Raw genomic sequence first — 13,561 nt, 5'->3', positions numbered from 1 at the left:
GGCGTGTTACATCATCTATTACAAAATGCGCTCTCTGTAACAAGGCGCAGCGGCCCTCGCTGCGGTGGACCCGACGTAAAAAACACAGGAATAATCTCCATGGAACTGTTCAATTATGAAGAGGTGAAATACCTCGAGCGCGACACCAACACCCCCACGTTTTTTGGCTATGCAAATTCAGAAATCGGTAAGGGCGGCACCATGCTGATTACCGTCGGCAAAGAGACCTTTTCGGTAGATATCGACCCTGCCAATGGCTACTGGAGCTGGACACCTGCAACGCCGCTGGAGGATGGTTACTACAACATGTCTTTCCAGTCGGTTGATAAGGCCGGCAACGTCAGTACGCCCAGTCTGCGTACGCTGATTGTTGATACCACGCCGCCAGTAGCGCCGACGCTGCTGAACATGTACGACGATCAGGGTGACATCACCGGCAGCTTCGATTCTGGCAAGATGACCGACGACCGCCGCCCCACCCTGACCGGTATCGCGGAAAAAGGCGTGATTGTTTACCTGAAGGAAGGTGATACGGTTATCGGCAGCGCCAAAGCGGATGAAAATACCGGGATGTGGAAGATCGAGCCAGAAATTGACCTCACCGACGGCCAGCATGATTTAACGCTGGTGGCGAGTGAAACCTTTGCCGGTAAGGTGCGCGAGGGTGAGGTTTCGGATGTTTTTAGTATCATCATCGGAAAAGATGGCTCAACCCCGCCCGATCCCGGCGCCATTCTGGAAATCACTCACGCAATAGATAATGTCGGCAATGCAACTGGCGAATTGAAAAGCGGCGGACTGACTGATGACACCATGCCGGAGCTGCATGGCAACGCAGCGGGAGGCAGTACGGTGCGCATCCAGTACCGAAATGCGCGGGGCGAGTGGGTTGACGGCGGCAACGCAGTGATGGACGGTACCCACTGGGTCTGGACGCCAAACCCGGCGCTGGGTGCCGGAAGTTGGGAATTCCGCGCTAACGCTGGCAGCGGCTGGAGTGATGAATTTACCCTGGATATTAATCTTTCTGCGTCCACGAAGACAGAAATTACTCATGCCTGGGACGATTTTGGTTTATATACTGGCATGCTCGGTAACGGCGCCATTACCGATGACCAAATGTTAGATCTGCATGGCCGCGCCGAGTCGAACAGCATCGTTTATATCCATAACCGTAATACACTTGGCACCTGGCAGTTACTGGGCAGCGTCATCGCAGGTGCCGACGGCCGCTGGCAATACGACGCGCCACGTCTGACATCCGGCAAATATGAATTTCAGGCGGGAGCCTCTGCTACGCGGGATACGAATGGCAAACTATTTGAACTGACCATTGCGGCATCAGGCAGCATCGTTCCGGCAATTCATTCAGCATGGGACGATGCCGGTCTTTATCATGGCGTGATTAAAAATGGCGGTTTCACCGACGACACCACACCTACCCTGTCAGGAAAGGCTGAAGCAAACAGCATCGTTATTATTGAGTTTACGGATAACACTGTTACGCATACTGCATCGGTTCAGGCAGATTACAAAGGGAACTGGTCTTATACGCCAGGCCAGCTTGAAATTGGAAAGTGGACATTTTCCTCAAAGACTCAGGGGAGTACCGAAAAAAGCGCTGGTTATGTTATCCATGTTGAAACAAAAGAATATGTTATGTCAGGGTGTAACTTTGACTACATTCCGGCCCATTTAAATGAATTTCTTCCTAAAACCTTCGAAGCTATTGGGAAAAATTTTAGCATGTATGAAACCTATGTATTTGACAATGGTTTCTCTTTTCGCTCGAATTATGGATATGCCTACTTATCCAATTACAACTACTTTGACGGAAGCCATAACCTTTATATCGCTTATGGTGCAGATATTAGGTTCACAATACCCGATTCAAAAAAATTTGAACTAGATTTTGCTCATGGGCATGGTGGCTATTTCTCTATCTCATTTTATGATAAAGATGGCCGACTCATCAGCCAGGAAAAAATAACCGCACCTCGAGATGGAGTACACCATAAAGAATTTTACTTTGAAGATAAAATAATAAGTTATTTTGACATCAAGGTTATGAATGTGAACGGCCTTTTCTTTGATAACTTCGCATGGAATAAACAAATCAACTCAATAACAGATATTGAAGACAATGCATCTTCAGTATTTGATTTTAACAGCGAAAACATTCTCAAAGATTTCTCCATGGAAGATGTCCTATCCAAAGGCCAAAAGGATCATTTCATTGACGACGGCAAAACCCAGTTAATGGTCAACGGCAACCAGGGCGATACCGTACGTCTCGAAGATATCCTGCCTGAAGGCAGCGAGCAGAAGGGCTGGACGCAGCAAACCGGCACCGTGACCATCGCTGGCAACCAGTACCATGTGTTCAGCCACGGCGACGCGGAACTGCTGGTGCAGGACGGCGTAACGGTGAATCTGGTTTAACCGCAGTTTGCCACCGCATAATGACATGGCGGCCTGCTCGGGCCGCCATAATAAAAAAGGTCGTCATGAATGACGACCCTACAGATATGGTGCTGGTATTACGCCGGTGAAACTATTTCTTCACCGTCTCCATGCCCATCAAACCAATCTTCAGATAACCCGCTTCACGCAGCTGATCCATCACCGACATCAGCGTTTCATAATCGACTGATTTATCCGCCTGGAAGAAGATGGTGGTCTCTTTGTTACCTTCGGTTTGCGCAGTGAGCGCGTTCACCAGCGTCTCTTTGGTCACCGCATCGTTACCGATGTAGATCTGTTTATCCGCTTTGATCGACAGATAAACCGGCTTCTCCGGACGCGGCTGCGGCGCGCTGGTGGAGGCAGGCAGATTGACGCGTACATCCACCGTGGCGAGCGGCGCAGCGACCATGAAGATGATCAGCAGCACCAGCATGACATCGATAAACGGCGTCACGTTGATTTCGTGCATTTCGCCATCGCCGACCGCATCATCGTTTAAACGCATCGCCATAATACTTATCCTACGCGCAGTTTCTGGGCCGCCGCCGGACGGTTAACTTCTTTTGCGGTATCGACGTTGCCGAGGTCCAGATCGCGGCTCTGCAGCAGCAGCACCTGCGCCGCCACGTCGCCCAGTGAGGCTTTGTAGCTGGCGATCATGCGGGCGAAGACGTTGTAGATCACCACCGCCGGGATTGCCGCCACCAGGCCAATCGCTGTCGCCAGCAGCGCTTCCGCGATGCCCGGTGCCACCACCGCGAGGTTGGTGGTCTGGGTTTTCGCGATACCGATAAAGCTGTTCATGATGCCCCACACGGTGCCGAACAGACCGATAAATGGCGCGACGGAACCGATGGTGGCGAGGAAGCCGTTACCGCGACCGGCGTGGCGGCTGAAGCCCGCGACGCGACGCTCAAGGCGGAAGCTGGTGCGCTCTTTGATGCCGTCGAGGTCTTCGCTGCCAGCAGAGAGTTCCAGTTCGTTACGCGTGTCGGCGAGCAGCACGGCGCTGTGGCTGTTGGCTTTGAAGTTTTCGGCAGCGCGATACGCGTCATTCAGTGAGCGCGCTTCGCCCAGCGCCAGCTGTTCGCGCTTCAGGCGACGTTTCGCCCCGCTCAGCTCCGCGTATTTGCCAAAGAAAATCGCCCAGGTGACGACCGAGGCCAGCAACAGGCCGATCATCACAATTTTTACCACGATATCGGCATGCTGATACATGCCCCAAACGGAGAGGTCCGTTTGCATCAAGTCACTGGCTACCACGCTGCGTCTCCGACTTCTGTTGCACCGTTCACGATTGAAGCGCGGATCATAGCAAAAAAACCGACCGAAGTGATAGTGGTTCTCATTACTATTTACAAAGCTGTAACCTGCTGAATTGATACGGCGCAATGTTTAGCGCGATAAATCGCGCCGCTACGGTTGGGTGCGATTTGCGGGATGGAGCAACAGGCACGATTGCGCGATAAATCGCGCCGCTACGGTTAGATGCGGTTTGCGGAATGGTGCAACTGGCATGGACGAACATCCCGCACGGGTTGTAGCGGCGCAATTTATTGCGCTTTGCTTTTCCGCCGCGTAATAAAAGCCGCAATCAGCCTCTTTCCGCGATTGTGCTGGCGTCACTCTGATATTCGGCAAACGGGCTCAACCCCGCGCCGCGATTCGTGGTAAGTTGAATGCTTTGTGAGACGTGTCAGGAAAGGCAGTGATGGCAACGAAAAAAATTGATACCCGGCTTGTCACCGCGGGACGCAGCAAACGTTACACTCAGGGCTCGGTTAACAGCGTCATTCAGCGCGCATCCTCACTGGTTTTTGACTCCGTCGCGGACAAACAACGCGCCACCGCCGGACGCGCCAGCGGTGAACTGTTTTATGGCCGGCGCGGCACCCTCACCCATTTTTCCTTCCAGGATGCGATGACCGAACTGGAAGGCGGCGCCGGCTGCGTGCTCTATCCGTGCGGTGCGGCCGCAGTCGCCAATGCCATCCTCGCGTTTGTCACCAGTGGCGATCATATTCTGGTCAGCGGCGCGGTATACGAACCCACCCAGGATTTCTGCACCAAAATTCTCGCGAAGCTTAACGTCACCACCACCTGGTTTGATCACTGCATCGGCAGTGAAATCGGCGAGCTGGTGCAGCCGAACACTCGCGTGGTGTTCCTTGAATCACCGGCTTCCATCACCATGGAAGTGCAGGATATTCCGGCGATTGTCGCGGCGGTGCGCGCCAAAGCGCCAGATGCGGTGATCATGATTGATAATACCTGGGCGGCGGGCGTGCTGTTTAACGCGCTGGAGCATGGCATCGACATTTCTATCCAGGCCGGCACCAAATACATCATCGGCCACAGCGATGCGATGATCGGCACTGCGGTGGCCAACGAACGTTGCTGGGCGCAGCTGCGCGAAAACTCCTACCTGATGGGCCAGATGGTGGATGCGGACACCGCGTACATGGCCAGCCGTGGCCTGCGCACGCTGGCTACGCGTCTGCGTCAGCACGAAGAAAGCGGTCTGCGCGTGGCCGAATGGCTGGCGGCGCAGCCGGAAGTGGCGCGCGTCAACCATCCGGCGCTGGCGCAGTGCAAAGGCCACGAGTTCTGGCGGCGCGACTTCAGCGGCAGCAGCGGGCTGTTCTCATTCATCCTGCATGAAAAACTCACCCCGGCGCAGCTGGCAAATTATCTCGATCGCTTCCACCATTTCAGTATGGCCTACTCGTGGGGCGGCTTTGAATCGCTGATTCTGGCGAACCAGCCGGAAGAGCTGGCGGCAATTCGTCCGGCGGGCGGCGTGGATTTTGACGGCACGCTGGTGCGTCTGCATATCGGGCTCGAGCACGTTGACGATCTGCTGGATGACCTGAAAGCCGGTTTTGCCCGCCTGAAAGCGTAAAAAGATAAACCAAACTTAAACCATCCGGTGCGGCGTAGCGGAGATCAACGATTACGCCGTCCCGGACGGTTAAAATACAAGCCTTGTGACTCGATGGGATAGCTGATGGGTGTTTTACATGAGATTGTCCAGGCGCTGTGGCATCAGGATTTTGCCGCGCTGGCCAATCCGGATGTAGTGTGGATTGTCTACGGCGTGATGTTTCTGACGCTGTTCCTGGAAAACGGTTTGCTGCCTGCCTCGTTCCTGCCCGGCGACAGCCTGCTGCTGCTGGCAGGGGCGATGATCGCCAAAGGCGTGATGGATTTTGTGCCAACCATGGTGATTCTGACCACCGCTGCCAGCCTCGGCTGCTGGCTGAGCTATCTGCAGGGGCGCTGGCTTGGTAATACTAAAATCGTCAAAAGCTGGCTGATGCATTTGCCAGCGCAGTACCATCAGCGCGCCTGGCACCTGTTCAACCGCCACGGCCTGATGGCACTGCTGGTTGGCCGCTTTCTGGCCTTTGTGCGTACGCTGCTGCCCACCATGGCGGGCATTTCGGGTTTGCAGAACGGGCGTTTTCAGTTCTTCAACTGGCTGAGCGGCGCGCTGTGGGTCGGGATTGTGGTGGCGATGGGCTATGGCATCAGCCAGGTGCCGTTTATCAAGCGCCACGAAGATCAGGTGATGGCGATCCTGATGGTGCTGCCTATTGTGCTGCTGTTTCTCGGCCTCGGCGGCAGCATTGTGGTGATCTGGAAAAAGCGGCGCCAGAAAGCCTGACCTCTGTAAAGCGCCGCCGTTTCAGGCGGCGTCAAACGGCTGCAGCGCCCCGGTCTGGCGCGCGCGGCTCGCCTCTTCTCCCGGCGTCACGCCAAAGTACCGTTTAAACTCCCGCGAAAACTGTGACGGGCTTTCATAGCCGACGCGCACGGCGGCGGCGCTGGCCTTCAGCCCATCCTGCAGCATCATTAACCGCGCCTGATGCAGCCGGTAACGCTTGAGATACTGCAGCGGCGAGGTCTGGGTCACCGCCTTAAAGTTATGGTGAAACGCCGAGACGCTCATGTTGACCTCTGCCGCCAGCATTTCCACGCTCAGGCTTTCGGCAAAGTGGTTCTCGATGCGGCGCAGCGCCCGGGCCACCTGGCTGAACTGCGTCTGGCGATTGACCAGCGACAGCAGCGCGCCGCCAATCGGTCCGGTCAGTACGTAATAGATGATTTCACGCACCAGCTGCGGGCCGAGCACGCGGGCATCACGCGGTTTATCCATCACATCCAGCAGCCGTTCCGCGGCGCACAGCATCTCCTCGCTCAGGAACGCAGAGTGAATGCCGGAGGTTTGCGGCTGCGGCTGAAACTGCTCGTCATCGCCAATGCTTAACAGCAGATCCTGCAAACTGGCCGGATCCACGGTGAGGCTCATGCCGGCCAGCGGCTGCTGCGGCGTGGCGTCAGTTTCGCACTCCACCGGCAGCGTGACCGTGAGCATCAGATATTTGGTGGCGTCGTAGCGAAACACCGTGCTGCCGAGGTAGCCGGTTTTGTGTCCCTGAAACAGGATCACGATGCCCGCCGGATACAACATCGGCGTACGCGGCAGCGGTTCCTCTGCGTAGATCAACCGTACGTTTTCCACCGCACACAGCGGCTTTTGTGGCTCGCGCATCAGCGTGATCACGCGCTGCGCCAGCTGGCGGCAAAGGGCATCGTTCGGCATGGCACTCTCTCGGGCAGCAAAAAACGCAGTGTGCCGCATTGCTGCATAAAGCTCCAGATGGCTGGAGAATCAGGCAAGATTTTTGCAGGATTGCAACGGGCGAAAGTGCCGTTCGGTTGCCACAATGATCCTCAGGTCAGGTTTGTTGACTAGACTTAAGCACATCGTTTCTACGGTAAGTCACTGCAACCGATAAGGAGTCACTATGGCAGAGCAACCCCGGATTAAACTGCACGACGGTAACATGATGCCGCAACTCGGCCTTGGCGTCTGGCAGGCCAGCATTGATGAAGCGCGCAACGCGGTGCTGGAAGCGCTGAAGGTCGGCTATCGTTCCATCGATACCGCCGCCGCGTATAAAAATGAAGAGGCGATTGGCCAGGCGCTGCAGGAAACCGACGTGGCGCGCGATGAGATCTTTATCACCACCAAACTGTGGAATGATGACCAGCAGAACGTTGAGCAGGCGATGGAGACCAGCCTGAAGAAGCTGCAGCTGGAGCAGGTGGACCTGTATCTGATGCACTGGCCGTGCCCGCAGAAAGACCACTACGTCGATGCGTGGAAGAAAATGGTGGAACTGCAGCAGCAGGGCCTGGCGAAAAGTATCGGCGTGTGTAACTTCCATGAGGCGCACCTCAAGCGGCTGATTGATGAAACCGGCGTGTCGCCGGTGGTGAATCAGATTGAACTCCATCCGATGCTGCAACAGCGCACGCTGCATGCGTGGAATGCGCTGCATCAGATTCAGACCGAGTCGTGGAGCCCACTGGCGCAGGGCGGTGAAGGCGTGTTTGATCAGGAGATCATTCGCGAGCTGGCGAAGAAGTACAGCAAGACGCCAGCGCAGATTGTGATTCGCTGGCATCTGGACAGCGGCCTGGTGGTGATTCCGAAGTCGGTAACGCCGGCACGCATTCAGGAGAACTTCCAGGTGTTTGATTTCCGGCTGGATAAGTCAGAAGTGAGCGAGATCGCGAAGCTGGATAAAGGCAAGCGACTCGGACCGGATCCGGAAGAGTTTAATGGGTGACGTGGGTTAAGGATGCGATGGGTGAAGGGTGCGGTTTGCCCCCTCACCCCGGCCCTCTCCCGCGCGCGGGAGAGGGAGATGTCCGCGCAAATCTGAAGCGGTGTGCCAGTGGGTAATACTGTGCAACCAGGCACCCTCACCCCGGCCCTATCCCGCACGCGGGAGAGGGAGATGTCCGCGCGACTCTGAAGCGGTGTGCCAGTGTTTAATACTGTGCAACCAAGCCCCCTCACCCCGGCCCTCTCCCGCACGCGGGAGAGGGAGGTGTCCGCGCAAATCTGAAGCGGTGTGCCAGTGGGGAATATTGCACAAAACGGTCCCCTCTCCCGCTGGCGGGAGAGGGTTAGGGTGAGGGAATAGCAACGCTCCTCGTCCCCGGTTCTCTCCCGCGCGGGTTAGGGTGAGGGAAAAGAAACGCACCTCACCCGACCGGATTCACCACCATCTGCCCTGCCGTGCCGCGGTCGGCGAGCTCCAGCGTCTGGCTGTAATAGACAAACGGGAAATGCTCTGACGAACTCTGCGGGAAACTCACCAGCAGTTCGACATCACCATCCACCCAGACCGTATCTTTCCAGCCGCGATCTTCTCCCATCGACTGCGCGCCGTTGACGCTCTTAATCAGGAACATCACGCCCTGAATATGCAGCGACTGCGGACGGTCGGCGTGAATGATCCAGCGCTCAAAGGTGCCCTGCTGCACCGTCGTATCGATGCGATTCATGTCCCACAGCACACCGTTAATGCCCGGCGTACCGTCGCCGAGGCGGAATTCGCGCGTGCGCACCGCCACGCCATCAAGAATCTGATCCGCCAGCAGGCGCATCGGCAGGTTGTCGGTCACCAGCGGCAGCAGGCCGGTTGGACGCAGCGTCAGCACCAGCGTGTTGGTCAGAATCGATGACGGCTCAAACAGTCCGCGCAGACGATCCATAATGCCTGCCGCCGTGCCTGCGGTGATCGACACTTCATCGCCCTGCGACATGTCCACCAGCACTTCGCGGCGTTCGCCCGGTGCGAGCGACAGCGTCTGCACCGCTACCGGCGCGGGCAGGAAGCCCTGATCGCTGGCGATCACCGTAAACGGCCGGTTGTCGCTAAAGCTGAGATCGAAACGGCGCGCATTGGCCGCATTCAGCAGGCGCAAACGCACCCAGCCGCGCGACACTTCGACATACGGATTTTGCACGCCGTTAACCAGCAGCGTATCGCCGAGGAAACCGCCGTCCGACGGTGGGTTATAAACCGGCGTGGCAAAGTTATCGAGGCGCTTGTCCTGAATAATCAGCGGGAAATCGTCGACGCCGTAATGCTTCGGCAGCGGCAGCGCTTTGCTGATGTCATCTTCAATCAGCCACATGCCTGCCAGGCCGTTATAAACGTGCGGTGCCATGCGATTCGGCGTGTTGGCGTGATACCAAAGCGTGGCTGCGCCCTGACGAATCGGCAGCACCGGTGCCCAGTCTACGCCGGCGGACATCATGCGCGGCGCACCGCCCATCAGCGCGCCCGGCACCTGCAAACCGCTGACGGTCATCGCCACCGGTTCATTGAGGCGGTTGCTGTAGATCAGTTTGACATCATCGCCGCTGTAAACGCGCACCGTCGGGCCAAGGTACAGGCCGTTAATGCCCCATACCGGCACTTTGTTGCTGTTACCGTTGAAGGACCAGTGGCTGCGCTGCAGCGTAAGGAACAGCGGCTGACCGCGGCGTGATTCAATCAGCGGCGGCACCGGCAAAGGTACATCGCCCAGTGGCGCGGCGGCGCGGGCGGCGTAAGGCATAACGCTGGAAGCCAGCGCCATACCGGCAGAAAGCTGAATAAACTGACGTCTGCTGCAAGACATAAAACTTCAGACCTTTTGAGCGTGGCGTGAATACGCCGTGTCCATGTTGTTATTTTTAATCGTGTTGTGAAGCGCCCGACCGGCGCTGCTGTGTGTCCGGGTTAGGTCAATGCGCATCCGGGACCCGGTGCGCATGAATGCGCACCCTACAAGCGGCGGGGCCCGGTGCGCATGAATGCGCATCCTACAAATGGCGGGATCCGCAGCAAATCAATGCACCCGACAGATCGAGCCATTGCGCGCTGCGGGTGAGCCATTTTTTGCCGGCTAGATTTTACCGTTTTTTTCGCGTTCGGCGACTTCAGCGTTCAACTCTTCCAGCTTAGCAGACATTAATTCACGGCAGTGGGTCGCCAGTTTACGTACCGACGTGGTTTCAAACTGCGTGGTATCCACTGGCGGCAGCATTTCCACGATCACTAAGCCATTGTTCCAGCGATTCAGTTTGATTTTGCCGTGGGTGTTAGAGACCACCACCGGGATGATCGGCACGCCCGCCGCCACCGCCGCATGGAACGCGCCGGTCTTGAACGGCAGCAGACCGCGTCCGCGGCTGCGCGTCCCTTCCGGGAACATCCAGAAGGAAATTTTCTTCTTTTTGAACTGCGCCACCAGCTCGCCGATGGTGCCGTGCGCTTTGGCGCGGTTATCGCGGTCAATCAGCAGGTTACCGGTCAGCCAGTAGAGCTGGCCGAAGAACGGGATCCACAGCAGGCTTTTCTTGCCCACCGTGACCGTGGTCGGCTGTACGATATTGGCAGCAGTGATCATGTCGTAGTTGTTCTGATGGTTAGCGATGTAAATCGCGTTACCGTAGCTTTCGGCATCCGCCGGTTTACGCAGTTCGACTTTGACGCCAAACACCGTCGACAGACGACCAAACATGTGACCAAAGGTCGCCACGTGGCGCGGATTACGCGGTGAAAACAGACACCAGATGCTGCCAAACACACAAACCAGAATCGAATAAATCACAACGATCAACGTGCGTAAAATTAGTAACATAGCTTCCTCAAATGTGGCAGTCCTTCGCCTTTTCAGTCTTACTCTTCGCTATTCGCGTCACTTTTTGGCCGCGCTGGCGCATTCACTTCCACGCTATCGATCCGCTGCAGTCCGCGCGATACGCTACCGCGACGGCCGCGCTCAGCACGCACTTTCTGCAGATCTTCATCACGCATGATCAGCTTACGCTTGCCGACATAGATAGTGATGGAACTGCCCGGCGGCAGAATCAGCAGCCACTGCAGCTTGTCCACGCCCGCGGCGGCGTCCGCGGACGGAATCGAGATAATCTTGTTGCCCTTGCCTTTCGACATCTGCGGCAGATCGGCCACCGGGAACATCAGCATCCGCCCCGCCTGGGTGATGGCCAGCAGCATGTCGTCGCCAGAGTGCACCGCCAGCGGCGTCATCACTTTGGCGTTTTCAGGCAACGTCAGCAGCGCTTTACCGGCGCGGTTGCGCGACACCAGATCGGCAAAGGTACAGATGAAGCCGTAGCCGGCATCGGAGGCCATCAGCAGCTTCTGATCGTCCGCTTCCATCAGCACCTGCTCAATCACCGCACCTGGCGGTGGCGTCAGCTTGCCGGTGAGCGGCTCACCCTGCCCGCGTGCCGACGGCAGCGAGGTCGGATCCAGCGTATAGCTGCGGCCGGTGGAGTCAATAAACGCCACCGGCTGGTTGCTCTTGCCGCGCGCGGCGGCACGGTAGCTGTCGCCCGCTTTGTAGCTTAATCCTGCCGGATCGATATCGTGACCTTTGGCGCTGCGCACCCAGCCCATCTGCGACAGCACAATGGTGACCGGCTCAGCGCTCACCAGCTCGTTCTCGCTCAGCGCTTTCGCTTCTTCACGTTCGTGCAGCGGTGAACGGCGATCGTCGCCGTAGGTCTGGCTATCCGCCAGCAGTTCTTTCTTCAGCAGGTTACTCATTTTGCGATCAGAGGCGAGGATCGCCTGCAGCTGATCGCGCTCTTTTTCCAGCTCGGCCTGTTCACCGCGAATCTTCATCTCTTCCAGTTTGGCGAGATGGCGCAGTTTCAGTTCCAGAATCGCTTCGGCCTGGGTTTCGCTGATGTCAAAGCGCGACATCAGCACTGGCTTCGGCTCATCCTCGCTGCGGATGATGTGAATCACCTCATCAATATTGAGGAACGCTACCAGCAAACCTTCGAGGATATGCAGACGACGCAGCACGCGTTCCAGACGATGATTGAGACGGCGCGTCACGGTATCGCGGCGGTACACCAGCCATTCCGAGAGGATCTCCAGCAGGTTTTTCACCGCCGGACGGTTATCCAGCCCGATCATGTTGAGGTTAACGCGGTAGCTCTTCTCCAGATCGGTGGTGGCAAACAGGTGGTTCATCACCTGATCGAGATCCACCCGGTTGGAGCGCGGCACAATCACCAGCCGCGTCGGGTTTTCGTGATCCGATTCATCGCGCAGATCCTCCACCATCGGCAGCTTTTTATTGCGCATCTGGCTGGCGATCTGCTCCAGCACGCGCGCGCCCGACACCTGATGCGGCAGCGCGGTGATCACCACCTCGCCGTCTTCTTTTTTCCACACCGCACGCTGGCGGATTGAACCACGGCCGTTCTGGTAGATCTTGCGGATCTCGTCGCGCGGCGTGATGATCTCGGCTTCGGTCGGGAAGTCCGGCCCCTGCACGATCTCCAGCAGCTCATCCAGCGTGGTGTTGGGCTTGTCGATCAGGCGCACTGCGGCTTCGGCCACTTCGCGCAGGTTGTGCGGCGGAATGTCGGTCGCCATACCCACGGCGATGCCGGTGGTGCCGTTGAGCAGGATGTTCGGCAGGCGCGCCGGCAGCATTTTCGGCTCCTGCAGCGTGCCGTCGAAGTTCGGGATGTAATCCACCGTGCCCTGCCCCAGTTCGCTGAGCAGCACTTCGGCATATTTCGACAGGCGCGATTCGGTGTAACGCATCGCCGCAAAGGATTTCGGATCGTCCGGCGCACCCCAGTTGCCCTGACCATCCACCAGCGGATAACGGTAGGAGAACGGCTGCGCCATCAGCACCATCGCTTCGTAGCAGGCGCTGTCGCCGTGCGGATGGTATTTACCCAGCACGTCACCCACGGTACGCGCTGATTTCTTGAATTTTGCGCTGGCGTTAAGCCCCAGCTCGGACATGGCATAAACAATGCGGCGCTGCACCGGCTTGAGACCGTCACCGATGTACGGCAGCGCACGGTCCATAATCACGTACATGGAGTAGTTCAGGTACGCGTTTTCAGTAAACTTGTGCAGGGCAAGACGCTCTGCGCCATCCTGTGTCATTTCACTCATTAAGCTGGCATCCTCACTTCGTGGCCCGCAACGGCGGGTCATCCGGCGGTCATTTGGCGAGGATAGTACCTTATTCGCGGGATTTAGTCACAGGGAAGCCGTTGAGGAGAGAAAGAATCTCCCGACCTTAAATAACGTGACGCCAGTTGAAAAAATAAAAAGGATTGAGAGCATCATCACACTTATTTAGCGCGTTATTGTGTGAGCAAACTCGCATTTAATTTCCTGTCATCTCGGTGTATTAATACTGTCCGCCTGACGGGACAACATTTAGTATTGTTGCAGCCGCC

General features: G+C 57.0%; 10 protein-coding genes. 4 read left to right on the top strand and 6 right to left on the bottom strand.

Translation table 11 applies throughout. The annotated features are described in order from the left end of the window. Positions 1-99 precede the first annotated feature (99 nt). On the top strand, positions 100-2,442 hold the full coding sequence (locus tag C1N56_RS02885) for an Ig-like domain-containing protein (RefSeq protein ID WP_394517093.1): 2,343 nt from the start codon (positions 100-102) through the stop codon (positions 2,440-2,442). Positions 2,443-2,554: 112 nt separating this feature from the next. Here C1N56_RS02885 and exbD read toward each other — a convergent pair whose 3' ends face one another. Further along, complete coding sequence (exbD, locus tag C1N56_RS02880) at positions 2,555-2,977, bottom strand: TonB system transport protein ExbD (RefSeq protein ID WP_021509588.1); 423 nt, start codon at positions 2,975-2,977, stop codon at positions 2,555-2,557. A gap of 5 nt (positions 2,978-2,982) precedes the next feature. Next, positions 2,983-3,711 carry a tol-pal system-associated acyl-CoA thioesterase gene (gene exbB, locus C1N56_RS02875; protein WP_031280126.1) on the bottom strand — a complete coding sequence of 243 codons (729 nt, stop codon included), beginning with the start codon at positions 3,709-3,711 and terminating at the stop codon, positions 2,983-2,985. Between the two features lie 466 nt (positions 3,712-4,177). Here exbB and metC point away from each other — a divergent pair, with 466 nt between their 5' ends. Both metC and C1N56_RS02865 read left to right on the top strand, forming a co-directional pair. Then, positions 4,178-5,368 carry a cystathionine beta-lyase gene (gene metC / locus C1N56_RS02870; protein WP_021509590.1) on the top strand — a complete coding sequence of 397 codons (1,191 nt, stop codon included), beginning with the start codon at positions 4,178-4,180 and terminating at the stop codon, positions 5,366-5,368. A gap of 105 nt (positions 5,369-5,473) precedes the next feature. Beyond that, a complete protein-coding gene (locus C1N56_RS02865; RefSeq protein WP_021509591.1) occupies positions 5,474-6,133 on the top strand; it encodes a DedA family protein in 660 nt (219 codons plus the stop codon). Positions 6,134-6,154: 21 nt separating this feature from the next. Here the strand turns inward: C1N56_RS02865 and C1N56_RS02860 are convergent, their stop codons facing one another. Then, positions 6,155-7,072 carry an AraC family transcriptional regulator gene (locus C1N56_RS02860; protein WP_058771382.1) on the bottom strand — a complete coding sequence of 306 codons (918 nt, stop codon included), beginning with the start codon at positions 7,070-7,072 and terminating at the stop codon, positions 6,155-6,157. Between the two features lie 205 nt (positions 7,073-7,277). Here C1N56_RS02860 and dkgA point away from each other — a divergent pair, with 205 nt between their 5' ends. Continuing rightward, positions 7,278-8,105, top strand: coding sequence for a 2,5-didehydrogluconate reductase DkgA (gene dkgA / locus C1N56_RS02855; protein WP_021509593.1), 828 nt, complete (start codon positions 7,278-7,280; stop codon positions 8,103-8,105). Positions 8,106-8,526: 421 nt separating this feature from the next. Here dkgA and ftsP read toward each other — a convergent pair whose 3' ends face one another. The 3 genes from ftsP to parC all read right to left on the bottom strand — a co-directional run bounded on the left by ftsP (position 8,527) and on the right by parC (position 13,271). After that, positions 8,527-9,954 carry a cell division protein FtsP gene (gene ftsP, locus C1N56_RS02850; protein ID WP_031280127.1) on the bottom strand — a complete coding sequence of 476 codons (1,428 nt, stop codon included), beginning with the start codon at positions 9,952-9,954 and terminating at the stop codon, positions 8,527-8,529. A 267-nt stretch (positions 9,955-10,221) separates the two neighbouring features. After that, complete coding sequence (locus C1N56_RS02845; protein WP_058759788.1) at positions 10,222-10,959, bottom strand: 1-acylglycerol-3-phosphate O-acyltransferase; 738 nt, start codon at positions 10,957-10,959, stop codon at positions 10,222-10,224. Between the two features lie 38 nt (positions 10,960-10,997). Further along, positions 10,998-13,271: a DNA topoisomerase IV subunit A gene (gene parC, locus C1N56_RS02840; RefSeq protein ID WP_021509596.1), complete on the bottom strand. Its 2,274-nt coding sequence runs from the start codon at positions 13,269-13,271 to the stop codon at positions 10,998-11,000. Positions 13,272-13,561: the final 290 nt, after the last annotated feature.

It is taken from the genome of Pantoea sp. SGAir0175 (assembly GCF_043547855.1).
Note: the sequence above shows the minus strand (reverse complement) of the source record. Positions and strands in the feature narration are given on the sequence as shown.

What these genes read in the sequence shown, in the direction of transcription:
- C1N56_RS02885 (WP_394517093.1), top strand. Translation starts at nt 100, where the DNA reads ATGGAACTGTTCAATTATGAAGAGGTGAAATACCTCGAGCGCGACACC.
- exbD (WP_021509588.1), bottom strand. Translation starts at nt 2,977, where the DNA reads ATGGCGATGCGTTTAAACGATGATGCGGTCGGCGATGGCGAAATGCAC.
- exbB (WP_031280126.1), bottom strand. Translation starts at nt 3,711, where the DNA reads ATGCAAACGGACCTCTCCGTTTGGGGCATGTATCAGCATGCCGATATC.
- metC (WP_021509590.1), top strand. Translation starts at nt 4,178, where the DNA reads ATGGCAACGAAAAAAATTGATACCCGGCTTGTCACCGCGGGACGCAGC.
- C1N56_RS02865 (WP_021509591.1), top strand. Translation starts at nt 5,474, where the DNA reads ATGGGTGTTTTACATGAGATTGTCCAGGCGCTGTGGCATCAGGATTTT.
- C1N56_RS02860 (WP_058771382.1), bottom strand. Translation starts at nt 7,072, where the DNA reads ATGCCGAACGATGCCCTTTGCCGCCAGCTGGCGCAGCGCGTGATCACG.
- dkgA (WP_021509593.1), top strand. Translation starts at nt 7,278, where the DNA reads ATGGCAGAGCAACCCCGGATTAAACTGCACGACGGTAACATGATGCCG.
- ftsP (WP_031280127.1), bottom strand. Translation starts at nt 9,954, where the DNA reads ATGTCTTGCAGCAGACGTCAGTTTATTCAGCTTTCTGCCGGTATGGCG.
- C1N56_RS02845 (WP_058759788.1), bottom strand. Translation starts at nt 10,959, where the DNA reads ATGTTACTAATTTTACGCACGTTGATCGTTGTGATTTATTCGATTCTG.
- parC (WP_021509596.1), bottom strand. Translation starts at nt 13,271, where the DNA reads ATGAGTGAAATGACACAGGATGGCGCAGAGCGTCTTGCCCTGCACAAG.